The following is a 23,798-nucleotide window of genomic DNA, read 5'->3' as shown; positions in this document are numbered from 1 at the left end:
GCGATCGCCGCATTGAAAGTGGCTCATCAATTCCTTAGCGTAACTTTCGGAATCACTGCTCATTTCACCCCGTAGATATAGCAAATGAGCGTAAATGTTCTTTTACTCGGATGATAAAGTTCTACAGCATTAAGAAACTTAGTAATTAATTTCTTACCAAGGGTTGTCACAATCCCTAGATACTGACTTGAATCTCAACCCACTACTCAAGTTGTTAGCTGCGGTTAGATTTTCAAGTCAGTATCGGTATCTTGGCGGACACCCTATATCTACCCTATAATTTCTGCAAAAATTTCTGTGATATAGTCGATGGTTTAACCATTTGCGATTATGATATACGGAATATTTTCGCATAGTAACTTAGCGTGATTCTAGGTATAGCTTGTGAACAGAAAGCGTAGATCAATAAATCAAATTAAAGAAGATACCTCTTACCACGTTCTTAGAGAGAAGCTTCCCGAATCATGGGTCATTCATGAGTATGGGCCGGATTATGGGATAGATTATGTCGTCGAGTTGTTCGATTATATAGACGACAAAAAAACTATGGCTGAGACTTTAGGGGAGAATTTCTTTGTACAGTTAAAGGCATCTAGTTCAATTGAATATGCTACTAAGCGCGTCTACAGCAGAGGTAACATAGAGAAGGGAAAGCTCACTGAAGACAAATCAGAGTTTTTTGATATCGAAGTTGCAAAATTTCAATTGGAAATGTCAGATCTGCTTACAGTGCAATCAATGGGGATAGCAATTCCTGTATTACTCATTCTTGTGGATGTAACCACAAGACGCGCATTTTTTATTTGCCTGAACGATTATATAGATAAAGTGTTGGCTCCTGAAGATAGTAATTATTCAAAGAAAGAATCAAAAACCTTATACATCCCCTTAAGAAACGAAATTTTAAATTGTGAGCCAAATCTCGTGCCACTTAGAGTGTATGGTAAACGCTCAAAAATGTATGGCGCGTTCAGCAAATTTTATTATCAGAACAACGAAATCAAACACGCAATTATGGCTAGTTATAATATCCGGGAGGCAAGGGAATTTGCCCTCGGAATGATTTCAACGTTTCTTGAAACTGCAATTAGACAAGATATTTGGAGGGGGCATGAGTTTTGGATAGCGATTGAGATGAGTTTTAACGACCTGAGTTGGGTAAGAAGGAAATTAGAGCAGGGCATAAAGCCTGAAGAGTATGAGGAGTTTTTGCAATATTGCTATAGCAATGTTTGGAATCGGCTTGCCAACCTTAGTAATGTTTATGAGGAAATAGTACGCGAGTGGTTCATGCCGACGTATTTGTCCCTACTTACTTCTTAGCCAAAGACTCCCGCAACTATAACACTAGAGAATTCACTATTGAGTAAATATTCTTCTGTCTGATGCCAAAGTGCAAAGACACTATTTCTCTTTCATGAGTCGCTTGTCCAAATTACTTAGTAGATTTTAAGGATTTTAATATTGTAAAAATCAGTCTGTAGAGCTTCTAATTTCGCCCAGACTAATTCTTTGTTTTTAGGAAAACCAAAAATGCTAAATCCTAAACACCCTGATTATGCAGCAGCCTTTGCTTTAACAGTAACTGGTCTAGTTGCGTTAATGGCACTTTGGGTAGTTAATAATTCAAATTGTGGTACAGCTTTTAGTTTTCACCTGCTGCCATGATTTAGTTTGGATATAATTATTTTATTCCAAGAAGTAATTAAAGCTATCCTTCCCATCCAAATTTATAGTTTTGTACTATTTGTTTAAATCCTATCCATCCTTCTAACGGGTAAAATTCAATATCGTTAAAACCTTCACTATTTAGATAACGAATAAGTTCTTCATCACTATGATTTTTAACAGCTTCTAAATTTGGATAACCTTTGGTATGAAAGGTATATTTATACCTGCCTGGATATTCATAGTTTTCACTTTCCCTTATTGAAGGTTTATGCTCTTGCATTTTAGATGAAGAATAAAAACCGATATAATGAATAGCAATATTTTTTGTTTTGGTCATAAAAACAGCCTATATAATGTACTATTACATATAGTACATTATAGCTATATTGTCAATTATTCCGGTAGGTGCGAATGCTGATGTTTTACTATTTCCTCCTTCATGGAGATGTCGCTTAACTCCCATTTACCGCCAACCAGAGCGATCGCGTTTTTAGCTAAAAGGCTAGAACAAACATTTTTTTATGTAAATGTCTGAATAGAATAGGAAATAGAGTTTGATAGAAGTTGATATTTACGGTAGTGACGGCTACCGAATTAGCCGCGAAAAACTAACCAGACTCCCTGTAGCTGGTGAATATATTGTTTTGTCACAGCCTAAAAAGACTGAAAACTTTGAATCTTACCAAGTATGGCGTGTCATGCACATTGTTGGGCTAACTCCTCGGATTCAGCTAATGCCTGAGCCAGTAGAGACTAGGGAAGAATCTGACTGGTTTCTATTGGAAACTGTTTGGCCCGATAAGCCAAATTAGTAACATACCACTTACTAACCAACAGTCAGCACAGATGAAAACTATATCAAGTGCGGCATAGCTTTATTGCGCGGTTGGTGTTGATAGTGACAATTGAAGAAATCTAGTAGTATCTTAGTACTAACTAATTCTTCAGATTGAAATCATGAGTAAAAAGAAAAATCTAGGCGATGATTTTAGCTTTCCAAAGTTTAAAGGTGTAAATGGCATAAAAAGTCCAAAGAGAAGTCTTCTTCCAAAACCACCACTACCAAACATTGAAGTGTTAGAACTATCTCTGCCACATTCTATAACAGGAATAATTAAACAAGCAATTACGCAAAAGCGTTTAATCGAGTTTTACTACCAAGGTTTACACCGTATTGCAGAACCTCATATTCTCGGATTAAAAGATGAGGCTGTACAGGTTTTAGTATATCAAATTAGGGGTAAAAGCAGTTCAATTAAACTTCCAGATTGGAGGCGCATGAACGTTGATGATATGTCAGGTCTTCAAATTTTTGATGAAACTTTCTGTCACAAACCTTCCTCTCTTTATGATTGTCATAGTTCATGGGATGAAATCATAGCTATCGTTAGTTAGACGATTTAAAGATATTTCGTCATGACCCTGTTTAGTATTACTTAAGGAAAGTTATGAGTGTTCGTATAGTTTTTCTTAGATGCTGTAATCGTCGTTAGAGGTCAGGGTAGTTAACATTTGATAACAGAAGAGTTTAGACAGATGATTAGGGAATTAGTTAGGAACAATGTAGCAAAATTTCAAGAGTACAGAAGGGATGATATTGCAAAAGGGAACTATGCACCTGTTGTTAGAACCTGTGTGGTTTGTAATCGTCCCTTATAGATAAAGGCAAAGTCACTTACCTGACTGATGGTTGCTACAAGTCAGTAAAATCAAGTTTTCTATAGGAGCAACCGCGCACTGTGCAAGGTCGTACCCTCAACAACTTCCTGACTTAATGGCTTTGAAGCAACCCCTAACCAAATTTATGAGTTTTTGCTTAGATTTAGCGGACTTAAAGATAAGCCTTAAGGGCTATCGTATTCCCTTTTAAAAAATGCTGTTTCCAATCCCTAACTGAACTTTTCATATCATCAGACCAGGGAAAACCATCAATGTTTGTGATGTCACCTGAATAAATTAATGTGGCGTAGAGTGTTAGTACTGTTCCACCTATTTCATGTGTTGGTCGTAAAATGTTTGAGTAACTCAAACTATGAATTTTTAGATTATTTATTTCAGACATTGTTTGAATGATTTCATTCAAACTTTCAAATCCACGAACTATAGAATTTTCGCAATAATCTGGGTCAGGTGGATTCCATCCACGATCTCCGTAAATTGTCAAAATCTTTTGAGTCATATTTTTTTTAGTTAAAAGCACTACTGAGATCAGCCCTGCTGAGGTCGGCAATGACTAATTATAAATTTCTATTTAATTTCAGTATATATTGCTATTGGCTCTATTACTGCATCAATTTCTCCGGCCCAACCTTTCCATACTTCTGTCATATCTATTGTTCCTGAAACACCGGGAAAGGTAATTTTTTCTATTCTTCTCCTTGGTATAAATCCAACTATTGTCATTTCTACATCCCCTGGCATAATATATGCTGATCTAAGTTGATCTCTCGTTATACGAAGATGTTCTTGGTTTATAGTTCCTATTAAATTTGAGTTTCCTATATTTGTGTTAACTGTAACAGATCCAATTGAAAATGCTTTAATTAGTTCTAATGTAGCTTTAAAAATATTTTCTTGATTTTTCTTTTGTTGGGCATTTTGTTTAAACCCCTTATCTGTATTTTGATTGGAATTTAATACAAAAAAATTTATTACATTGTCATTGTTAAATGCTTCTATAATAGAATCCCAATCTGTAAATCTACAAACTCCAGTTATCTTTACTAGTGATGAATACTTTTCTAACTCCTCTATATTCTTTATTTGTTTGAGAATTCCTTTATTTATTAAAATTTCTTCAAATTTGAGGTAGCCATAGTCATGATCGACAATATCTTCAGTTGTAGAATATAAGTATTCATCACTTTTCGTATTAACTCCTTTTTTATATCCATCTCTATAAATTGTTTTATCTGTTGTTTTTCCACTAAGCCCACCTGCATAATTTTTTGGGCCAACACTTATTTCACCTTCTTTAGCATCTTCTTGAACCTTTTCCTTATATTCTTCGTCCGAACTTTGTGTAGATTTAATACCTTCGTTTTCTACTAATCTTCTGACTTGTACTAATCCTCCTAATAATTGAGAGGAATAAGAATGTAGCTTAGTTTTATCTAAGTAAATAAAATGTTTTAAATTTAAAGTCTCATCTTCTTCTATTAAACTTTCTTTTAATTTGAGTTTTTCTTGCATTAAAATCCTCTTGATGTTTTTGTTGCTCTATTAGTGACTCATTTTTCATTTTTTGAACATCTTCCTCAAAACCTGAATGATTATCAACTTGTTTTTTCATCTCATTAACTATCTTTTGAGATGCACTAGCTATATACTCAGCTATTTCTTCTATGTCAAGATTTCCATCGGAATTGGAGTTGTTCATATTCCAGTAGAGTCGGCTGGATATTTTCTAGCATACCCCGACTTTATCCATTCCAAAGCCCATCTTTAAGATGAGGCTCATCCCCTGGAAGAGCAAGGTTAGATATATCTTCCCTATCCATCTGTCGCCAATCTTCTGGGGTTATTGTGGCTGCATAAGCTTCATAAAATGAAAGTCTCTCATTTAAGCAAGAACAATCACGGGCATCATGCTTATCAACTCTGTTATCTTTATCACGGCCAATGTACTGTGCATACAAAATTGAGCCTGGAGTCTGGTCAGACTCAGGACAAAACGATAAACTAGAGCCGAAAGCATCAATGCTCGTGTTTGAATTAATGATCTGTCAATTGTAATAATTTTTTATAATTAGAGGCTGTATTTTAGTCAGAGTATAAAAAACTCAAATGTAAGTAAGACATACTTGATAACTCGTCTTACTGTTGGGATTATCTCCGTTTTGACACGATAACCCCCTATTCACAGTACAGGAATATATAGACTACTACTATTGTCTGGACGGTGATGCAAATATCTGCTGGTAGTTGCCACATTCGCATGACCCAGAGTTTGCTGTACCAATCCAATATCTGCGCCAGCTTCTAGAGCATGGGTAGCATGAGCATGGCGCAACCAGTGGGGCGAAACTTTTTTATTGATTCCGGCACGAGAGGCCGCAGCATCCACAATCCGGTTAATTTGGCTTCTATCTAAATGCCCCCCTCCCTTGCGACTTTTAAACACAGGCGCATCATCAGCAGCATCACCCCGAAACTCCACTAATTCAGCCCATAATTCCTTGGGAAGGATCACAGAGCGCGTTTTATTCCCCTTGCCAATTACTGTTAATTGCCCAAGATGACCACGGGCAACTAAGTTACACCACTGCAATCCGGTTAACTCGCTCACTCTTAACCCACTGGTGTACAACAGTTTAATAATGAGTAAATCACGCTGCTTTTCCCTTGAGTAGCGGTACTGAGCTTGTTCTGTTGCCCAGACCATTTTTTGAATATCGCGCTGGATTAACAGCCGTTCGCTGAGTCGGTCGGCAGACTTGGTTAACTTCAAAGCCGCGCCCACATTAAATTGCATATATCCAATTTTCTGGGCGAAACTGAGCAGCGATTTAATACAAGCTAAATAAACAGTTTGAGTGTTGGGTGCAAGTTCTGCAAGACTTTCAGAGAAAGCATACAAATCTTCCACCGTAACTGACTGTAATGGTTTCCCCAGAAACCCGAAGAACCGAGTGATGTAACTGCGATAAGCGGACACTGTATTAAGAGACTTACCATGCAACCACATCTCTACCAGTCGTTGTTGGGCATCAACCGGAGACAATTGAGCAAGTTGCTTTCTCTGATTGGTTTGTACTAGAGCAACTCTTGGCATGGGAGGGCAAACAGAGGGAGCGAGCTGGGGGTGCGTCAGCTTCAATGGGGAGACAATAATAATTGAACCACTCCCCAGTTTTAGGTGAGTGCCGCATCCTGGTAATTGCATCGTACTTTAAATTGAATCCCAGGATGCGTTTCACTCCTGATAAACCAGTTTTTACCGGATGGGGATAATCTTATTGGCCCCTGGTTGAGACTGAATGCAACAAAATTCAGGTTATGTGGGATTGAGGGGGGATGGACTGGATTTTGCCATTTGACAATGTAAGTTACCCTAAACCCTATTCTCTCGTCAGCGATGACTCACCCCCAGACTTATTTATTTATCAATCAGCACGACAACACTCACGCTACAACCCTGATTATTCCGTAGGCTGATTAAACTTGCTTATGTTTGCAGCGCGATGACCATTTACAGGTGTAATCTGCACCAATAGGATCTGCTCATGTTGGGGCTGGCATGAGTTGTCTATACTCGCTTTTGTACCCCCAATAGATAAAATGTTGCTATCAAAACCGATATCATTTTTCTCTCCACCAACGTCTACACTATGTCTAGACGGAAATCAAAGGGCAATCGCTACAAAGGATTTGAGTTAAAGATACAGTAGTTACAGATAAATTATCGGTAACTAGGATGAGTAAACTGTCAGTAGTAGGGGGTAAAAGAGCAACGGTACAGATAGTTACACTAAGGGATTGATGAGCCACTTTCAATACTGCGATGGCGTACCCGTCCGCCGTAGCCGATCGCATACCAACGCGAAGCGGTGTTCGCGTGCATTCCTTTGTTATTATCCCTTCAATCAAGCTGCTTCTTCTGCCTGACTTTTTACTCCTAAAGCCATTTTGAAGCATAATTCCTCAAAGGGTGACTCTGGTTCCCACACCATATATTCTTCAGCGTCTACAGCTAGTGGTTTTATCGGTCTGGGCATTAAAACAATATCCGAAAATTCATAGCCGTACACTTTATCTTCTGGATACCATTCGTTTACTGTTCTAAAAACCATTAAGCTCGATTGATCAAGATAATGTCTTTTAGCATCGCGTTTAAAGCTTGCTTCATCATACTCAAAAATATTAGCTTTAGCTGTCGCAATAATCGCAACTTCAGGAACAATATCTTTTTGCACTCCTCCTGATAAAAGTCTCTTTTCGCCACGCTTTCTATCTTCTTGGTTTGCATAGTTGCAAGTATGAATAATAAATCTTTTATTATCACCTGGATCATTAAAAGCCTGACTTAACACAATCACCGGGATTCGTCCTACCGATACATAATAGGCTTGGTCAGGTGTCATTGAAATTGCGTAAGTTGTTTTCTTCATTTTGATTCCTTTTTTTTGATAATTTTCAATTAAATTGAGTGCCGTTAGTTTGGCACTCAATTTTCTATTTGTCTATCGGTCTATTTGATTCCAAGCAAGGTCAAAAGCCTTGCGTTCAATATCGCTTTTGGCACTCCACAGGGGGCATTGCTTACCTTTAATCGGAATAGGTTTTTTAAAATAATTAGGATTGTCGAATACATATTTCCATATCCCAGGATCTATGTTTACACAATCTACCAATTCAGCCGCACCAATGATACATCCACGGGGTACATTGTTGTTAATGTGATATTCTGCAAATGCTTCATCAGAAGCTTTTGAAAGACTGGCATTTATTAATGTCCACCCACGATATTCTGTTGGCTTTCTCCTAATTTCGATATCATTTTTCGCCATTGCTATTGAATATGCGAAAGGCGCGTGAGTTGACAAGCATCGAATATCAGGAGGGCAAGGCTCATATTCTCGTTGTGGCTGTTCTCCTGAAAATTCTTCAAGTATTTTTATTTGATTTCTTTCTAATTCAATTGGGAATGTGCGTTTAAAAATAGGATTATCAGGATTGTCTTGCTTTGCCATGTAATCTTCTATTAAAGCTTCTTCAGCCATTTGTTCCCAAAGATCGCTAGGAATTTTTATTAAATTCTCAAGGGGCAGGAAAAATGTTTCGATAGGAGACAGGACTTTAATACCTACCTCCATCATTGTCATTCGGCATTCTAGGTTCATTTATTTGTACTTTTTTCCTTATAATGTAATGCTGATCGCACCCATTTTAATGCCATCACCACCCATAAGTAACAAGATCGCTCAAAGCCTTACCCAATAAGAATTATAGAGAAATTAGATTACACAAAACAGTAGTGCAATCGGGCTTCTTCTACCCTAAATGGCTGAAAGCTATGCCTAGCAAGACTTAGAGAGTAGTTTTATATTATTCTTCCCGCAGTGCGATCGCGCCTGTTTCATTTTCGATTTTCTCCTATGCGGGAATTAGCCTGTAATGCTTGTTAGACAAGGGTTGCACCTGCGGTAGATTACCCCATTTTACTATATAAAAAATGGGTACATCTCCCGCAAGTTGAGGGGGAGTGAAAGAGAAGGGATTAAAATTAACAATAAATAGGGGATAAAATGGACTGTGCATTGCCTGGGATGACTGCCCTATCAAAAATCATTTTGGCAGTTCAGATTTTGACCTACAATGGCTTGAATACAATCTAATGAGAAATGCCTTATCTACCATTTAATAGCGTAAATAAGGCATTCTGAGAGGGGGAATTATGAAAATTCATTTTAAGGATTTTGTTGAGCCTTAATATTAACTCCCAATCGTTAAAAATGGATTTTTGTATTCGTGATCCCAATCTAATACTTCTGATCTTATAAAGTTAAAAACCCATTCGTACCAGTAAGCTTTTACTATATACTTATCAGTAATATAAACCCCATTTTCTAAAGATTGTGTTCCGTTATAAGTAAAATTAAAAGAACCAGTCCAAACTGCATAAGGTTCATAAAACCAATTGCAAAATATTATAAATTTATGGTGCATTCTTGGAAACGCTGGGATTTTATCTTCGTTTATTTCTCCTAATGTTCTTATAGGGTCTGTTTCCCAATAAGTTCCAGAACTGATCAGTCCGGGACTTATTTTGGTTTCCTGATACATTTGGTTTATTTTTTCATTAATCCTACTATTAAGTTCAGTCTCATCTTCTAGAATTAAATCATCTTGGCACACACCCCTTGGTAAAGCCTTATACATCTGTTTTATTTTCTTTTTAAAAGAGTCTTGTTTTTTATGCCAATCTGCCTTCATTCCAATATAATCTGGGCGTAAAAAATCTTCTTTTTGTACGATTATTGATACAACTGAACAATTGGATAAGGCAGATAATATTCTTTCGTTAGTCAACCATGCAACACATCCTAAACAGAATTTGGATTGGGATATATATTTAATTAATGCGTTTTCAATATCCTCAAAATGAACTATTATTTTATCTGAATGACAATCTTTAAGTCTCGTCCAGCCAATATTATCTGGGTTTGAATGTGGAATATAATTTACGTTTAAGTTTTTAGGTTCCATTTTTAATCTCCTTTGTTTTACATTTAATTGAATCCGTCAGCTATTACAACAGGCTATATAACCAATTACAGAAAATGTTTCTTGATGCGAAGCGATTTCATTTTTAGTGTCGGATTTCTTGCGCTAATTCCTCTACGGCTGCGAGTGCATCTGTTATTGTGAAATCGGGGGAGTATTGGATATTTTGGTAGTCTGGATGCCGTTTAATTTGCTCAAGGGTTGATTGTGCTTGAGTAAGTAAATTATTCAATGTGTCGGTATTTGTGAGCATAATTAATCCTCAAAAATAATAGGTTGACCAGTGAAATGCTTGTAAATCTTCTCAGGATGTAGCCAACTTGGTATAGTTCGTTCTTCATCCTTTAAATTGTTTCCTTGGTCGTCTAGTAAGCCATATCTCACTACCACTCTTGGTAGTGGTGTTTCATTGTTGGCTGAGAATTTCTCTAATAAAATAGTGCCTGCTTTTCTACTTTCAAATGTGTTAGCTGCAAATGCGTGATTGGTGGCATTGTGTGTAATTCCTAGTAAATATTCCTGTGCTTTTCTGGTATCTGTTAATGAGTCTTCAAAAAATGTAGTGGCAGATTCACCACATTTCTTTTGTAAGTTCGTAAATTCATCTACAATTACCTGCTGTTTCTGCTTTGGTTTTTGCTTAATTCTCATCTGCCAGCGTTCACAGCAATCAAAAAAAGCCTGATTAATTTCCTCTTCTGACTCAGCTTTTATTACTGGGTTTAAGTATTGCCATACATCGGCATTGTCACCAGTAGCATGACGGTCTATGAGTTGGTACACAGGAGCATCAAGGCAATACTTCCTGATTAGTGCGATCGCACCTGCGGTATAAGTTTTACCGCTACCTTGATTACCTATTAGCCATAGTGGTTTTAAATTGTTAATTATTTTCCATAAATATCCATCTTCATGTTTTTTTAAGGCATCAATTAAAGAGAGTTTCAATTGCTCATTTGTTGAGAGCTGATGTGTGCTTTTATCCTGCTGCTGTTTATCACTGTTAATTTTTGCTAATTCTTTATTAGTCTTTGCTGTACTCAGCCTATTATCAGCAATTTGTTTGTCAATTTCTGATACTTGAAATTCATGATTTTTGAGTGCAATTTCACCCTGTAGCCGTCCGTTAATTTCATCAAGTGCTATCTCTCCAGGGGATTTCATAGCGTCAATTGTTTCAGTTGCTTGTCGTGCGATCGCGCTTTTTGTAATCTCCGATTGCTGCTGTTTGCTGAATTGGGTTAAATCAAGGTGTGAATTAATAATAATGTCGTTCTCTAAAGCCTTTACCTTCAACACAGAGAATTGATTATGAATTGCTTTCTCTTGTGCATCTGTGAGGGTTTTTGATATTCCCCATGCCCCCAGTAAGGCGACAGTTCCCATTGCTCCATACAAGGATGCTACATTATCTTCTGGGGGCATTGTGCGGATAAAAGTTACTTTATTATCAAAAATAAAATTCCGTCTTTCATTTTCGACAATCCAGCTAACCCCACGCTTTAATTCTTCAGGTTCACATTCATTTTGCGACTTTTGGAAACAGAATAAAGTCTCAGACCATTTAATTGAATCATTCCACAGTGGCAAAGTTGATGATAATCCAGAGATTATCAATCCACCTACCAAATATGTAGTTATCTTCCGTTGTACTTTGATCCGTTTATTTAAGTCTTCAATCTCTTGCATTCTTTACTGCCTCCGATAAACAATAAAAATGGCAATAGCTAAAAAGATAAATACGCCATAGGTATTTAGAATTAGTTTGATATTTATTAATAAATCGTTGATAGCTTCGCTTATCTCAGATGATTTACCCCATTCATAAATCAAATTTAAGTTGTTAGCGGTAGATACCGCATCAATAAAGAAGGAATTAATCGCAAATATAAAAGTAATTAAACCTAAGATTCCCGCTAAAAAGCTATTTCTGCCGTACATCTTATTTACTAGGTTCGCTAAATAAACTTGTTATCATTTTTGAAAAAATTAACAACCCAACAACCCCTAAAACGCACCACCCAATTAGATCGTATTGATTATTTGCAGTTGTTGTCTTTGGGGTTTGGGCTTCTCTTATTTCTTTATAAGTAGTCTCAATTTGTTGATGGGTTTTGAAAACTGCCTCGCTAATTCTCTTTGTGGAAGTCCAGCCAACTGCACCCCCTATCAACAATTTACCTACTGATTGCATTGGTCTAGAGTGCTTTACTTCCCACCGTTCGCTTGATAATTCAAAGCTAAAGCTATCAGAAAAGTCAATCAATCCGGGTAACATTGCCAGTGCGATCGCGCTTACCTGAATGATGATTAATGTGGTCTGTAATGAAAACAATAGCCAAGCCAATGATGCACTACCAATTTGGCAGCAAAGAAATAATAAACCCGCTTCAAATCTCTTTCTAGTTTCAATTTCTTGGTACAGCTTTTGCTCATGATGTGCTAAATATCGCGCTGTTTCTGGGTTGATTCTTGGGGAAGAATTATCATTATCTAGATAATCATCAAGATTATCGTTTATCATTGGCTTATCTCATTATTGTGATGCGTAAGCCTAAGAAATTTTGCAGGTTCTTAGGCTTTCTACTTTTTAGAATCCTAGTGCATTCTTTACTGCCGAAAACTTTTCAACTAAGAAGCCTTTAACTGTATTCGGCTGATAGTTTTTTTGAGGAATTAAATCTACACGGCTATTATCACCTTCAGCTAGTACGTGGTTAATTACCTTTCTTTGATATGCCTCATCAGCATCTATTTGTTTTAATTCTGGTCTATTACTTTGCTCAATAATTGAGGTTTTTTGCTCCACGCCAACTAAGAAAGCATCAATGTAAGCCTTCATCTGTGCATGGTTCATTGCATAGGCATGACGCTGATTTTCAGCATTTCTCCCATTAATTAATTGTTGGGCTAATTCTTGTCTCTGATTCTCGTATTCTTTATTACCTAAAATTGTCGATGTTACAGCTTTATCAATTGCGATTCCTGACTTACCAGCAGTCGTTAAAATCTTTGCAATTGACTCGTTGTACTCCTGTGTACCTTCAATAATTTGGATGTAAGCATCTCTAAATTTGGGCATTAAGTCTTTAATCAAACCTGCTTGCCTTGCTTTTTCTCCAATAGCTTTAGCTTTTTTTTCATCCCCCAAACAAGCATCGGTCAAGTCTTGGATTGTAATGTCGAATTTTTGCTGTAACGCACGATTTAAACTCTTACCTCTAGGTGAGACATGATTTTTCAACTGCAAAGATGTTGAATCTTTTACCATTGGAAATATTCCTTATTTACTGGATTACTAAACTCTCTGTATTGCCGTTCTTTCAATCTCCCTTGGCTGAATCGGTAATTATCAAATGCTAGTAGAAGCGTTAAAATAATTGCACTGATAATAATGATTGAGCCAGCTTTCACAGGATTAAAAGAAACAACTAAACCTTTATTTGACTCGAAATCGGGATAGTATTACCTCCTTAGAAGTTTTTAAGTTATCTCTGATTACCTGAGTATCTTTCTGAATAGCTTTTACAGCTTCCGCATAGTCAAGAACTTTTTGATTTAATCGATTTGTACGATTATTCAAATACTCGCGTATGTCATTAGTGTTATCGCTCAAATCGCTCTCTATGGTGTCAAATTTGTGGGCTATATACTGCCTTATTGCAGTGGTAACACCATTAACAAATGACGAATAATCAGCAAATACATCATCAATACTATCTGCTATTTCTGTTGTCTCATCTTCTGACAATTCAAATCCTAAAGCCAAAGATTGAGATGTGACTAATGCTTGTTTATCAGCATTAGATAACACTATTTGATTTTCTTTTGTTAGCTCCTCCAGGGGTGCGATCGGCTCTATCTCTAATAGCTCTAATTCTTGCTGTGCAATTGTTTCAGCTTCTTGGTAGTGCTGTATTTGATGGGGGGATTCTTGGGGTGTTAGGGGTGCGGTCGGTTGTATTTGATTTTCGCGTTTTGCTGCTAAATATTCAAATCCTGCAATAATCTGGTCAGTAGTAACATTGTCTAAGTCTGCAATTCTTAGATGCTCTGCTGCTTCTTGATAGTCAGTTTTTACGAATCCTGTTAGACCTTTCTTATTTAATCTTGACTTTACATTATTGTAGAATTTTGACATCGTTTTTACTCCTTATCTGACTACAAGTACATTAATGGTTTTGATTGCATTATCTACCCGTTTTAATTCGCGTGATTTTAGGCATTTAACAGCCTGAAATGCGACTAATGCAAAATCTGATGTTGAATAGGTCTTTTCATGTCTGTAGGGTATACCAGCTTTCGTAAACCAGTTATAACGAGATGTGCGGGACACTTGTGACAAGTCTAATTGTTGTGCTAAATCAGCAAGAAATTCTGCACAAGTAATGTGTTTCTTTTGCTTGTAATAGTGTTGAAACAATTGCCAACATTCAGAGAAATTATCACTATTAACTCTGAAATTTCTATGAGATTTTTTTAGGTTAGCAATTGACCTAACAATTAACTCTGCATCTCTCCTCTCAACTGAAAAATTAAGATATTGCTTTAACTGTGCAGTCAACCGATACCAAAAAATATCGCTTACTGGCTTTTGGTAAGTTGATTCAAAAACTCGCTTTAAATGGCGATATTTACGGCAATATTCCTTAGTTGCCATGTCAATATATTGGATGCCTCCATCCCCTTGAATGTCTCTACTTGGAATGTTAGCATATTAGAACCAATTAGAACCATCTTGAATATATCAGAACCATTAATTTTTCTAACCGAGCGTTGTAACCGATTAGACTGGTTCTAATATATTCAACTAGGTTCATTGCAACGATGACTGCGGATCAATACAAGGGCAAGCGCATTACGATTACTTTCCCCCCTGAACTTTACGAAAAGGTAGAGGCAGCAGCCAAGGAAGACAATCGCAGCTTCTCTCAGCAAACTGTATGGCTTGTCACGCAAGCTTTTAAGCTTATGGAGGGCAAACAATCTTAAGTATGAAGTGATAAAGACTACCTATCAATTAAATCCCGGTTCTAGGCTCTGCCAGATAGCTTGAATCCAGCTTTTAGGATATGCCAGCTAGATTGAATCGGTTGTTCTAAGTTGTTAAAAAAAGCGATTCTTATCAGTATTGATGGCTGGAACCCTTGCCAAGCAGGGGCAGTACCCAAGTAGGGGGGAACTGGACAATAATTGATATCAATATAGATTTCACTTGCTTGGTAAGGGGTTCAGGGGTGCGATCGCACCTTTCACCTTCCACCTTCGCCCACCTTTGCAACAACAAAAAGCCTCTCCTTGGTAGATGAGGCAGGAATCCTTTTTGAAATATATAGGAACTTCTATTATTGCCTAGTTTTTATTATTTCTTAATAGTAAAAAAGCCTGAAACGCTTACCATCAAATTAAGTCCAGCACCAACGAAAGATTTTTCTTGCCAATTGGATATTACTGAAATAAGATCAATTTTAGAAAGAAAGGGCTTTGAATATGGCAGGAAGAAAAAAGAAACCCCTAAACCAAAGAATTGTGGATGATAGGATTTTTTCTATTAAGCAGCCAATGGGCTTAAACATTCAAGAGATTGCCACTCAGAAGGGAATGTCCGTAAATGAATTGTTCAGAACTGCGCTATACGAATACCTGTATAAGCACAAATTGATCGCGTAGCGGTGCGATCGCATTCCCTCAGTGTTTTTTTTGACAAAAAAAAGCGCCGATTTTCTCAAGAGCCTCTTGCAAAGGCAGATCCAGATAAATCAGCAACTCATTGTTTATTTTTTAAAATCTTATCTCGATTCTATCACCATTAAGTAGAAGTTGCACGTAATCTAGGTTTGAAATTGCAAAGGCTCTTGCTATCACAACAAGAGCCTCTACCAATGGAACACAATACATCAGTCAAAAACGATTTTTCAAATAGCAATTCAAATAACCCACCGGATCACCACTCCGATACCAATAATATACCAATTAAGTTGGTAATTGACAACAAAGGGAATATTGGTAAGGGTGCGATCAGATTTACCCATGATCAGGGGTTACTCAATCCTGAATTACCAAGGTCTGTAGGAAGTGGGTACGCCTATACAAGTGAAAAAAAGCCTTGTCCAACGTGCGGCGATAAATCTGGTAAATGCGGTATTGGCTACCCCAGCCCACAAAGAACTATTTGCTTTTCATTCTCAGAGAGTGAAGCTCAAGCATTTTGTATAGAAAATCCTAAATACGTAATAACAGAATATAATTCTGAGTTTAATTATTCAAAATTTTATTGCAAGGTAGAACCTTGGAATAGTTTTGAGCCAGTAATTAACCAAGAAGATTTATTAGATTATCTTGATTTAATCCCTCAGAATTGGGCGTTAACCCCATTAAAAGATAAAAAGCCATATAGAAAAAATTGGCAGACAGAAACACCATTAGATAGAGATGAAATAAAGCAAGCATTACTAGGCTTAGAATTAATCAGTAAGAGGGGCAATCCATATAAAAGCTATTCATCAGGCTATGGGCTGCGAACTGGTGACATATCTGATGGATTATTAGCTATTGATGTAGATGGCAGTAGTGCCGAACCGCTATTACAAAAAATAAGTAATGGTGACATTCCAAAAACAATTAAATGGACATCTGGCAAGCCTGGAAGATATCAAATATTATTCAAAATTTCTGATGAACGTAGACCCGTAATCGCAAACTTTAATAAGATTGCATTAAAAAAAATAAATGAACTAGAGTGCAATCATGGTGAGCAATTAGAATTTAGATATAACGGGATGCAATCAGTCTTACCCCCTTCAAGACATCCTGATACTGGCTCATATAAATGGATAAACTCACCTGAAGATACAGAGGTAGCGATTGCGCCTCAATGGTTGATTGATTATCTGCCCAAATTAGTAGCCAAAGAATCAGAATTTAATCAAAAGCAACCACGATTAGATAATAATTATAGGGGATCTAATCATACCTACTCACCCATTTTAGGCAACATTGATGAGATTCCTGTACTTGAAATTCTGCCAAGTAAAGCCAAGGAATTAATCAACCAAGGTGCTGGTGCTGGTGAAAGAAATGACACCTGCTTAAGAATATCAACGATAGTAGTATCAGTAATTGAGGGATGCCAACGCAGAGGAATTAACACTATAGAGAAATCAGCCCGTGATGGTATTAATTTAATTCTTGATTATGCGCGTAACTGTAACCCTCCAATGGATGACAATGAAGCCATTGGAGTTTATGAAAGAGCAATTAAATTTAACCCTAATGATGTATTACCTGATGATTTTTACCACAAGAAGGCTAGAAAATATTTAAGGGAACGTAACCCCAATGAATATAAAAGACTGTATGGTAAATCATTTAAAAATAAAGTAAAAACACCCGACGAATTAGCAGAGGATAATGCCCAATTCGAGACAGAGAAAGCAATACACAAACAACTATCAGGCTTTGATGAGGAAGCTTTAAAAGAACTAGGGATAAAGATAACACACATCAATAAACCAAATCTATCTTCTGAAGATTTAAACTTAGAAAAGCATAAAATATCTATTCCAATATCTGCAATGGGAACGTGTAAAACAAGCGCGATCGCAGAAAAAAAAGATAGCTTTTATGCAATTTACTCCTATCACACCAGAAACTCTCTAGCTTGGACTATGGCAGAAAAAATGGGAGCATTACACAAAGAGGAAGCCGAAAATAACAAATTTGCAAAAAAAGTGACATTCTGTGCTAATTCTGCTGATAAATTTGACCCCAGAAACCTTAAAGAGAACGGGCTTTTACTAGGGGATGAATGCGACCAATTATTTGCTTATCTCTTTGAACCTCTATGTAACAGAGATTCAATGCGCCCTCGCTTATTAGCATTTCATCAGGCTCACTTAGCATCGGCTCTAACTGATGGATCAGCACTGTATATGTCTGCCCACGTAGCGCAAAAAGAAATTGAATATATTTTTAAATGTGCGCCAAAGAACACACCAATAGAAGTAATCATCAATAATTACAAACCCCAACGCGGGAAGATTATTTTATCTACAGATAAAAGCTTAGAGGCTTTAGTGTCTCATCTACTCAAAAATTTAAAACAAGGTGTTCCATGCTTCATAATTGATGATAATAAGGATGGCTACAAAGGATGTAAAACTATAGCTGAGTATGTACGCCAAGAATTAATTAAAAGTGGAATTAATATTGAGAGCAACCCAGATTTAATCGTAGAAATTAATTCAGATACTAGCGAAGATATAAATACTAAAACTTACATAACTGATATCAATAATCGAAGCTTAAACACTTTACTTTTAGTATGTAGCCCATCAGTAATTTCAGGCGTATCCATTGAAAACAAACGCTTTGATAATGTGTACGGCTTTTTCAATGGAATCCTTACCCCTAAGAACGCTTGCCAAGCCCTATCACGGGCTAGAGGGGCTGAGAATCTATTTGTGTGGTGTGCCGAACGTGGCACTAATTACGAAGCTTCTAGAGGCATTACACCCGCAGATGTGAACGCTTACTATCAAAAGAATTATGATGCTAGGAATAAATTTCTAACAAGCTTTGCACCTGATTACAATGTAATGAGTGAGGAATGGAAATCGCATCATTGGGAACTATTCTGTAAGAATGCAGCCCTCAAAAATATAGAAATGAGGCGATTGAGATATTGGCTCAAGGAACAATTGATTGAAGATGGCTACCAAATTGAAGAAGTAGAATTTGGACTTGCCCCCAACGTGAATGATTCTATGAAAGAAATATGGGGGCAATTGAAACTCGAAGAAATAAACGAAATAGATGATTGCGAATTAATTACCAGTGCTAGATACAAAGAACTAAGAGAAAAATCAAGTACTGGGATTAATTTAAGTAAGGAAGAAAGATTGCAGCTAACTAAATATTATCTATTAGATACATTCGGTGAGGAAATAATTAACACTTGCACCGTAAAACTAAAAGATGAGGTAGAATTACACGGCTTTGCTGCGATCGCATATAAAAACTGGGGCAACAAATTAGAGAAATCATTGAGGCGATTGCACAGGAATTTCTACAAACCTATAGAAGATGTGGCAGCAGATGATATAGCCGGAGAATCAAGGCAAGCGAAACTAAGACCTGATTTCGAGGGATGCAATCAGAGATTTCCTGGGGATATTAAATGGCAACTACGAGAGCGCAAATTCTTTGAATTTTTGGAATTTGAAAAATATCTTGACCCCAACAAAAATTATTACCCCAATGATTATCAACCAGTGATTGATAAAATACGCCAGCATTCAGAGGCAGCAAAGCTGGCAATGGGCATCAACTTTGAGAATGCCAATGATGGGTTGATAATTTATATGCTCTATGCCATGTGTGGGCTATCTACCGGATCGAAACAAGTAACCGTAGATGGTAAGCGCATACGGGTAAAATGGATTACAAAAGATAGCTGGGAATTTGCACAGAACTTTATAGCCCACCAAGAGGCTAAGAAGGCAGAGCGCGATCGCTGCACAACCCCCCCTATCTTATTAGTAAATGATAATTTTAAAGGGGGGGTTGTGCAGGAGCCAGAAAGCTTACCCAGCAATCAACACAGTCAGTTTTACCCCTCAAATGCTCAAGCTACCCTTACCCCCCCTCAACAAGAGGTAAGCACCCCCAAATACACCCAATTAGATATTGACTTTAAAGAACTATCAGAGTATCTGAATATACCTATAAATGATTACTTGGAGGAACCCGAAGAACGGGATGATTGGGATTGAAAATGATGCGATCGCACTTCCCCCCAGCCGGGCGAAACGAACCCCACGCATCCCCCCCACCCGATCGCACCCTAAACTGATTCACAATCAAGTAAAGGCGACCACCAAGACAAAAACCCATGACTGAGCATTTAGAATCTACCCAAGAGCAACCGCAAGCAGAACAGCAGCAGACAGACCAGCAGCCGGAGAATAACAATCTCTTTCAAGCGATCGGTGTTGTCAGTGGTGATGTATTGATTACCGGGGATTTATTAGCAACTGTCACTATTAAGGGGCGCGAATATTTCCTCAAATGCGCTCGTAAAAACCATCAAGTGTTTAAGGCTTTAAAGCATCGAATTGAAGACACAGGTAGCTCGTTTCAAACCCTAATGGTTTACCCTAAGGCTACGCATTTCCCCAAACCTGATCAACCACACAATATTTATTTTGAGCTAGTCGCTTACAAATCTGAGAATGCTAATCAAGGTTTGTTTGAGGATTGCAATGATTTTGAGTTTAAATTGTGTGGGTTGTGGCAATTTATCCCTGTATCAAAAACACCATGTATCAGTGTCTTTAAAAATTACAAAAAAGAACGAATTGACTTTATTAAATCGGCAGAGATGGGTTTGAAAGTGAAGTACATGAAGGCTGCACATATCCCGTTAATGTGGCGCGATGCCATAGTACCCCCGTTTCGGTTCAATCCTAAAGCGTCAAAAGATGAGCAAGCTAAAAGATATTTTGTGCAAATTAAAGCAAAGTTCGCACCTGAAAAAAATATCTTTTTCTTTGATTCAATTTTAGGATTACCTACCGAAGATGTCCCCCGTTTTTTGAAAGCAAGTAAGACCGATAAGGCAGAAGTAATCAAGCAAAAACGCCAACAAAGAAAGGACACTGAAAATAAAACTGAAACTCCAAAACCCAAACCTAAAATGTCGAAGCCTGAAATAAAAACTGAAATACCAAAACCCAAGCCAAAAAAGAAATCCGCTTTATAAAAAATGTGGCTGAGTAAAATCACAATTACTCAGCCCAAGAGCTTTTTAAATTTAAACAATACTCACTAATTATATATTTTTAAGGTCAGCACACGCAACAAAAGCTGTACCTACCCCACCCGATCGCACCCTTCGGGCTTCAAAATTGGAACTATTAATAATAGAAAATGCAAAATTCCCCTAGCAGCCAGCTAGGGGAACACCGAAAACATATAAGCTCATCCCATTTAATCATGAAAAATAGAAAATTTATAAAAGATTTTTATCGTCAACCAAAAAGAAAGACTGATGCTCATAAGTGGGCGCAGTTGTTCAGAGTTTTCGAGCGTTGTAGTTTAGATGCAAAAATTACCAAGTTTTTTGACCATGATGAAGCAGCGTACCGTAGAGGTATGTCGTTAGTCTTGAAAACTGGCAATTATTTTGACTTTAATTTTTTGTCCGAAAACTACCTCAATCTATGTAATTTTTTGGAAATTTATCTTAAGCACCAGCAACTATCACTACCTGATTTCATTGTGGTAAATCCACCACAAGGGAAGATAAGCTTTTTTATAGTTCGCAGCACAAGAAAAACTAAATTTAGTGAAGAAAATTAACCCCAGGTTAGAGGATTTGAACCTTATGTAACTATTCTTAATATCCCCAACAATACAAAAAGATTGAGTAAAATAAGCTATTAAATACACCACCACAAACGTCATGTCAACACAATATTTAAAGCAGCTAGAAAGAGAAATTACCGCAAAACTTGAACGCTATAAAGCTGATTTAGACTGGCTTACAGCCGATTCAGCTAATAGTTACCCCAAATCGAATACATCACAAACTACTCAAGATAAAGCGGCTAAATCATCCGTAAAGTTGCCCTTACCCACACACAAGAAAGAATCACTATTGAATCTATCACCAGAAGAATTTAAAGAACGCTATGAGAGAGAAGGAGGTAAATTCGCTGAAGCATTCTATGCCGAACTAGCAAGAAAATCAGAAGCACCCCAGCCAACGCAGCAACAACAGCCACAATTCACATTTATCAACGCGCCTCCTAAATATTCTTCAGAAGAGATAATGAAGCGAATTAAAGACGGTGAATCCCTAGAAAAAATATTAAACGACCATAAAGAATAGATGAAATCTAATCTATCACCAGATGACTCAAACACTGATGAAATCGCATCTTTACTAGGCGCGATCGCACCCCCAACCCTAACAACTAAAGCCTATAAATCCGGCAAGCTTGCTATTAGGGCATTATCTCTTAAACAAGACATTCAACGTCATCGCCCTTGGGCATTTGCTCATGCTAGAAAAAGAGCGCAAAACGCTATTGACTTAATAGGTGAAAAGCCGATTGAGGGACTGTATGGTGAACAATTGCAAAAGTCGGGACTGCGATCGGTTGAATTTTCGCCCTTGGATGAACAAGGTGATGAGATAGGAAATACTGTAATAATTGGGGTAACAATTGAAGATTAAAAGGGCTATAAGCCTTATGATATAATAATTATGGGTATGTAAAGCTAATACGAAATAATGGTAAAATAAGGATGCCTGCGTAGTTGCGATACGCAGGCATTTGACTTTTCTATTGGATGAAAAATCTATGTCTAATAATAACAGTATGACGACATCAAAGTGAAAGCACCAACTGTAAAGCATCCAGCCCCAGATTAACCCGCAAGTGATCGCACTACCGGAGACAAAGCAGAGGTGCTTTCTTAATTTTTGGTTAGTTACTACGGATCAATACTTGGTGGGTCAATATTTGGTAAAGGTGCTGGTGGGTCTGGAATAAGCTTTTCTCGTCGTGGGGGAGGGTTCCTAAATTTAAACTTGTCTAAATTCTTGAATCCAAAATCATCGCCAGAGTTTTTCTTTTTACCCATAGGTATCATCTCAACTAGTATTTATATACTACTATATGACGAGAACCGCAAAAAACAAGAGTTTCAAGCTACTATTACTGACACGATTGCTCATTTAACTCCATTTCCTATACAAACTCTTAAAAATCCGAAAAATTGCATAGTAAAATTGTATATTACTCTGTTACTACTAAATTTAAATGCTATCTAGCTTATGGTAGAACTTGGGGGTAAATGAGCAATCGAGCAGAAAGTTACGCTAAGGCTGTAACCCATGCTGGATAGGCATTTTGCCAATCAATATTTTTAGCAATTCTCAACGTACCAATTAACCTATGGTTCAACATATACACTTGCTTTAAAGCTATTTGTAGAATCCTTTGGACTGCCCCAATTTCCTGTAGCTCCAAAACGGAACACAACACCTTTGTCAAAATAATGGACTAAATGTGTTGAACTATTAGGCTTAACATTATATGCTCCTACAAGTGAATTGGGAGATCCCTGAGTGGGTATCCTGCCCTTCTCTGGAAAAAGGTCAAAAGATCCCCAACTTATTCCATCCATTAACAAAATATCAATTGTTAATTTTCCACCTTTTGTGAAATCAGTAACATCAATATACGTAATTTTATAATTTTGAAATCCTTTCCCAGGAGCAATTAGAGTCCCTGAAAAATCTTGCTGTGGATTTTCTGGTGTAATTTTAACAGAATTTTCATTACTTACTCCCCAAAATAATCCCATTACTCCAACACCTATTAAGACGCAGCTAATGATCATTGTTAGCTTTCTCGGATATTGATCTATACCAGGAAGTACATGACCCCCTTTGTAAGCTAAACAAATCGATATGCCAAAAATTATAAAAAGGCTTGGCCAAACCAAATAGAGCTTATTAAATACTCTATTTAAGGCTAATAATTGATCAATTAAAGTTGATAGAACACCAATTGCACTTCCTAGTACAGTTAAATATTTAAATAACTGAAACCAGAAGTTATTTTTCACTTGAGCATCAGAACTGTCGTTGTTACTCATACAAAAACCTTATATTTATTACAGGTTTCATATGCAGTGAGTTGATGTTTGTCTGATTTCCTTATTAACACAAGGCTTGAGTGTGAATATACAACTATAGACATAGTTGGATGCCTAAGCCAGAAAATCCCCTTCCTGACTCGGCTACAAAACCGTGCATGAAACGTTAATTTCAGGGGTGAAATGAGCAGTGATTCCGAAAGTTACGCTAAGGAATTGATGAGCCACTT

The 23,798-nt window shown here is 37.1% G+C and carries 29 protein-coding genes; 11 read left to right on the top strand and 18 right to left on the bottom strand.

Annotated elements, in window-relative coordinates; all coding sequences use genetic code 11:
• Positions 1–384: 384 nt before the first annotated feature.
• Entirely contained in the window at positions 385–1,323 is a 939-nt protein-coding gene (locus ACM5QX_RS27235) for a DUF4365 domain-containing protein (RefSeq protein ID WP_414756365.1), read from the top strand.
• A gap of 210 nt (positions 1,324–1,533) precedes the next feature.
• Entirely contained in the window at positions 1,534–1,668 is a 135-nt protein-coding gene (locus tag ACM5QX_RS27230; RefSeq protein ID WP_414756364.1) for a hypothetical protein, read from the top strand.
• Positions 1,669–1,711: 43 nt separating this feature from the next.
• On the opposite strand, the gene ACM5QX_RS27225 is transcribed toward ACM5QX_RS27230, so the two are convergent.
• A complete protein-coding gene (locus ACM5QX_RS27225) occupies positions 1,712–2,008 on the bottom strand; it encodes a hypothetical protein (protein ID WP_414756363.1) in 297 nt (98 codons plus the stop codon).
• A gap of 217 nt (positions 2,009–2,225) precedes the next feature.
• On the opposite strand from ACM5QX_RS27225, the gene ACM5QX_RS27220 reads away from it, so the two are divergent.
• Both ACM5QX_RS27220 and ACM5QX_RS27215 read left to right on the top strand, forming a co-directional pair.
• On the top strand, positions 2,226–2,483 hold the full coding sequence (locus ACM5QX_RS27220; RefSeq protein ID WP_414756362.1) for a hypothetical protein: 258 nt from the start codon (positions 2,226–2,228) through the stop codon (positions 2,481–2,483).
• A gap of 145 nt (positions 2,484–2,628) precedes the next feature.
• On the top strand, positions 2,629–3,066 hold the full coding sequence (locus tag ACM5QX_RS27215) for a hypothetical protein (protein WP_414756361.1): 438 nt from the start codon (positions 2,629–2,631) through the stop codon (positions 3,064–3,066).
• A 436-nt stretch (positions 3,067–3,502) separates the two neighbouring features.
• Here the strand turns inward: ACM5QX_RS27215 and ACM5QX_RS27210 are convergent, their stop codons facing one another.
• From ACM5QX_RS27210 to ACM5QX_RS27140, 15 genes are all read right to left on the bottom strand, one after another.
• Positions 3,503–3,850, bottom strand: a complete 348-nt coding sequence (locus tag ACM5QX_RS27210; RefSeq protein WP_414756360.1) for a hypothetical protein — start codon at positions 3,848–3,850, stop codon at positions 3,503–3,505.
• Positions 3,851–3,918: 68 nt separating this feature from the next.
• Positions 3,919–4,863: a hypothetical protein gene (locus tag ACM5QX_RS27205; protein ID WP_414756359.1), complete on the bottom strand. Its 945-nt coding sequence runs from the start codon at positions 4,861–4,863 to the stop codon at positions 3,919–3,921.
• Positions 4,817–5,050 (bottom strand): hypothetical protein, encoded by a 234-nt coding sequence (locus tag ACM5QX_RS27200; RefSeq protein WP_414756358.1) that lies wholly within the window; start codon positions 5,048–5,050, stop codon positions 4,817–4,819. The genes ACM5QX_RS27205 and ACM5QX_RS27200 overlap by 47 nt, the downstream gene beginning before the upstream one ends.
• A gap of 43 nt (positions 5,051–5,093) precedes the next feature.
• On the bottom strand, positions 5,094–5,309 hold the full coding sequence (locus ACM5QX_RS27195; RefSeq protein ID WP_414756357.1) for a hypothetical protein: 216 nt from the start codon (positions 5,307–5,309) through the stop codon (positions 5,094–5,096).
• Positions 5,310–5,530: 221 nt separating this feature from the next.
• Complete coding sequence (locus ACM5QX_RS27190) at positions 5,531–6,445, bottom strand: tyrosine-type recombinase/integrase (RefSeq protein ID WP_414756356.1); 915 nt, start codon at positions 6,443–6,445, stop codon at positions 5,531–5,533.
• An 811-nt stretch (positions 6,446–7,256) separates the two neighbouring features.
• Positions 7,257–7,841 (bottom strand): hypothetical protein, encoded by a 585-nt coding sequence (locus tag ACM5QX_RS27185; protein ID WP_414756355.1) that lies wholly within the window; start codon positions 7,839–7,841, stop codon positions 7,257–7,259.
• A 12-nt stretch (positions 7,842–7,853) separates the two neighbouring features.
• On the bottom strand, positions 7,854–8,495 hold the full coding sequence (locus ACM5QX_RS27180) for a hypothetical protein (RefSeq protein ID WP_414756354.1): 642 nt from the start codon (positions 8,493–8,495) through the stop codon (positions 7,854–7,856).
• A 610-nt stretch (positions 8,496–9,105) separates the two neighbouring features.
• Complete coding sequence (locus ACM5QX_RS27175) at positions 9,106–9,879, bottom strand: phospholipase D-like domain-containing protein (RefSeq protein WP_414756353.1); 774 nt, start codon at positions 9,877–9,879, stop codon at positions 9,106–9,108.
• 103 nt (positions 9,880–9,982) lie between these two features.
• Entirely contained in the window at positions 9,983–10,150 is a 168-nt protein-coding gene (locus tag ACM5QX_RS27170) for a hypothetical protein (RefSeq protein ID WP_414756352.1), read from the bottom strand.
• Between the two features lie 2 nt (positions 10,151–10,152).
• Positions 10,153–11,586: a hypothetical protein gene (locus ACM5QX_RS27165; protein ID WP_414756351.1), complete on the bottom strand. Its 1,434-nt coding sequence runs from the start codon at positions 11,584–11,586 to the stop codon at positions 10,153–10,155.
• A 3-nt stretch (positions 11,587–11,589) separates the two neighbouring features.
• Positions 11,590–11,838, bottom strand: coding sequence for a hypothetical protein (locus tag ACM5QX_RS27160; RefSeq protein WP_414756350.1), 249 nt, complete (start codon positions 11,836–11,838; stop codon positions 11,590–11,592).
• A 1-nt stretch (position 11,839) separates the two neighbouring features.
• The gene (locus tag ACM5QX_RS27155; RefSeq protein ID WP_414756349.1) at positions 11,840–12,421 is read right to left on the bottom strand and encodes a hypothetical protein; all 582 of its coding nucleotides are present in this window, start codon (positions 12,419–12,421) and stop codon (positions 11,840–11,842) included.
• 66 nt (positions 12,422–12,487) lie between these two features.
• A complete protein-coding gene (locus tag ACM5QX_RS27150; protein WP_414756348.1) occupies positions 12,488–13,168 on the bottom strand; it encodes a hypothetical protein in 681 nt (226 codons plus the stop codon).
• 168 nt (positions 13,169–13,336) lie between these two features.
• Positions 13,337–14,038, bottom strand: coding sequence for a hypothetical protein (locus ACM5QX_RS27145; RefSeq protein ID WP_414756347.1), 702 nt, complete (start codon positions 14,036–14,038; stop codon positions 13,337–13,339).
• A 12-nt stretch (positions 14,039–14,050) separates the two neighbouring features.
• Positions 14,051–14,557 (bottom strand): hypothetical protein, encoded by a 507-nt coding sequence (locus tag ACM5QX_RS27140; protein WP_414756346.1) that lies wholly within the window; start codon positions 14,555–14,557, stop codon positions 14,051–14,053.
• 167 nt (positions 14,558–14,724) lie between these two features.
• Here ACM5QX_RS27140 and ACM5QX_RS27135 point away from each other — a divergent pair, with 167 nt between their 5' ends.
• From ACM5QX_RS27135 to ACM5QX_RS27105, 7 genes are all read left to right on the top strand, one after another.
• On the top strand, positions 14,725–14,889 hold the full coding sequence (locus tag ACM5QX_RS27135; RefSeq protein WP_414756345.1) for a ribbon-helix-helix domain-containing protein: 165 nt from the start codon (positions 14,725–14,727) through the stop codon (positions 14,887–14,889).
• An 851-nt stretch (positions 14,890–15,740) separates the two neighbouring features.
• Positions 15,741–19,670 carry a plasmid replication protein, CyRepA1 family gene (locus ACM5QX_RS27130; protein WP_414756344.1) on the top strand — a complete coding sequence of 1,310 codons (3,930 nt, stop codon included), beginning with the start codon at positions 15,741–15,743 and terminating at the stop codon, positions 19,668–19,670.
• Positions 19,657–19,797: a hypothetical protein gene (locus tag ACM5QX_RS27125; protein WP_414756343.1), complete on the top strand. Its 141-nt coding sequence runs from the start codon at positions 19,657–19,659 to the stop codon at positions 19,795–19,797. Before ACM5QX_RS27130 ends, ACM5QX_RS27125 begins: the two co-directional genes overlap by 14 nt.
• Entirely contained in the window at positions 19,790–20,659 is an 870-nt protein-coding gene (locus ACM5QX_RS27120) for a hypothetical protein (RefSeq protein ID WP_414756342.1), read from the top strand. Before ACM5QX_RS27125 ends, ACM5QX_RS27120 begins: the two co-directional genes overlap by 8 nt.
• A gap of 233 nt (positions 20,660–20,892) precedes the next feature.
• Entirely contained in the window at positions 20,893–21,258 is a 366-nt protein-coding gene (locus ACM5QX_RS27115) for a hypothetical protein (RefSeq protein WP_414756341.1), read from the top strand.
• A gap of 103 nt (positions 21,259–21,361) precedes the next feature.
• Complete coding sequence (locus ACM5QX_RS27110) at positions 21,362–21,790, top strand: hypothetical protein (protein ID WP_414756340.1); 429 nt, start codon at positions 21,362–21,364, stop codon at positions 21,788–21,790.
• Positions 21,791–22,138, top strand: coding sequence for a hypothetical protein (locus tag ACM5QX_RS27105; RefSeq protein ID WP_414756339.1), 348 nt, complete (start codon positions 21,791–21,793; stop codon positions 22,136–22,138).
• 260 nt (positions 22,139–22,398) lie between these two features.
• Here ACM5QX_RS27105 and ACM5QX_RS27100 read toward each other — a convergent pair whose 3' ends face one another.
• On the bottom strand, positions 22,399–22,548 hold the full coding sequence (locus ACM5QX_RS27100; protein ID WP_414756338.1) for a hypothetical protein: 150 nt from the start codon (positions 22,546–22,548) through the stop codon (positions 22,399–22,401).
• Positions 22,549–22,860: 312 nt separating this feature from the next.
• On the bottom strand, positions 22,861–23,568 hold the full coding sequence (locus ACM5QX_RS27095) for a hypothetical protein (protein ID WP_414756337.1): 708 nt from the start codon (positions 23,566–23,568) through the stop codon (positions 22,861–22,863).
• Positions 23,569–23,798: the final 230 nt, after the last annotated feature.

This window comes from Anabaena sp. CCY 9910, assembly GCF_963920875.1.
GTDB classification, from domain to species: Bacteria; Cyanobacteriota; Cyanobacteriia; order Cyanobacteriales; family Nostocaceae; genus Trichormus; species Trichormus variabilis.
This window is presented reverse-complemented; position numbering and strand designations above follow the sequence as displayed.

Coding starts and splice junctions, on each gene's coding strand:
- ACM5QX_RS27230 (WP_414756364.1), top strand. CDS start 1,534: ATGCTAAATCCTAAACACCCTGATTATGCAGCAGCCTTTGCTTTAACA.
- ACM5QX_RS27225 (WP_414756363.1), bottom strand. CDS start 2,008: ATGACCAAAACAAAAAATATTGCTATTCATTATATCGGTTTTTATTCT.
- ACM5QX_RS27215 (WP_414756361.1), top strand. CDS start 2,629: ATGAGTAAAAAGAAAAATCTAGGCGATGATTTTAGCTTTCCAAAGTTT.
- ACM5QX_RS27210 (WP_414756360.1), bottom strand. CDS start 3,850: ATGACTCAAAAGATTTTGACAATTTACGGAGATCGTGGATGGAATCCA.
- ACM5QX_RS27205 (WP_414756359.1), bottom strand. CDS start 4,863: ATGCAAGAAAAACTCAAATTAAAAGAAAGTTTAATAGAAGAAGATGAG.
- ACM5QX_RS27200 (WP_414756358.1), bottom strand. CDS start 5,050: ATGAACAACTCCAATTCCGATGGAAATCTTGACATAGAAGAAATAGCT.
- ACM5QX_RS27190 (WP_414756356.1), bottom strand. CDS start 6,445: ATGCCAAGAGTTGCTCTAGTACAAACCAATCAGAGAAAGCAACTTGCT.
- ACM5QX_RS27180 (WP_414756354.1), bottom strand. CDS start 8,495: ATGACAATGATGGAGGTAGGTATTAAAGTCCTGTCTCCTATCGAAACA.
- ACM5QX_RS27175 (WP_414756353.1), bottom strand. CDS start 9,879: ATGGAACCTAAAAACTTAAACGTAAATTATATTCCACATTCAAACCCA.
- ACM5QX_RS27170 (WP_414756352.1), bottom strand. CDS start 10,150: ATGCTCACAAATACCGACACATTGAATAATTTACTTACTCAAGCACAA.
- ACM5QX_RS27165 (WP_414756351.1), bottom strand. CDS start 11,586: ATGCAAGAGATTGAAGACTTAAATAAACGGATCAAAGTACAACGGAAG.
- ACM5QX_RS27160 (WP_414756350.1), bottom strand. CDS start 11,838: ATGTACGGCAGAAATAGCTTTTTAGCGGGAATCTTAGGTTTAATTACT.
- ACM5QX_RS27155 (WP_414756349.1), bottom strand. CDS start 12,421: ATGATAAACGATAATCTTGATGATTATCTAGATAATGATAATTCTTCC.
- ACM5QX_RS27150 (WP_414756348.1), bottom strand. CDS start 13,168: ATGGTAAAAGATTCAACATCTTTGCAGTTGAAAAATCATGTCTCACCT.
- ACM5QX_RS27145 (WP_414756347.1), bottom strand. CDS start 14,038: ATGTCAAAATTCTACAATAATGTAAAGTCAAGATTAAATAAGAAAGGT.
- ACM5QX_RS27140 (WP_414756346.1), bottom strand. CDS start 14,557: ATGGCAACTAAGGAATATTGCCGTAAATATCGCCATTTAAAGCGAGTT.
- ACM5QX_RS27135 (WP_414756345.1), top strand. CDS start 14,725: ATGACTGCGGATCAATACAAGGGCAAGCGCATTACGATTACTTTCCCC.
- ACM5QX_RS27125 (WP_414756343.1), top strand. CDS start 19,657: ATGATTGGGATTGAAAATGATGCGATCGCACTTCCCCCCAGCCGGGCG.
- ACM5QX_RS27120 (WP_414756342.1), top strand. CDS start 19,790: ATGACTGAGCATTTAGAATCTACCCAAGAGCAACCGCAAGCAGAACAG.
- ACM5QX_RS27115 (WP_414756341.1), top strand. CDS start 20,893: ATGAAAAATAGAAAATTTATAAAAGATTTTTATCGTCAACCAAAAAGA.
- ACM5QX_RS27110 (WP_414756340.1), top strand. CDS start 21,362: ATGTCAACACAATATTTAAAGCAGCTAGAAAGAGAAATTACCGCAAAA.
- ACM5QX_RS27105 (WP_414756339.1), top strand. CDS start 21,791: ATGAAATCTAATCTATCACCAGATGACTCAAACACTGATGAAATCGCA.
- ACM5QX_RS27100 (WP_414756338.1), bottom strand. CDS start 22,548: ATGGGTAAAAAGAAAAACTCTGGCGATGATTTTGGATTCAAGAATTTA.
- ACM5QX_RS27095 (WP_414756337.1), bottom strand. CDS start 23,568: ATGAGTAACAACGACAGTTCTGATGCTCAAGTGAAAAATAACTTCTGG.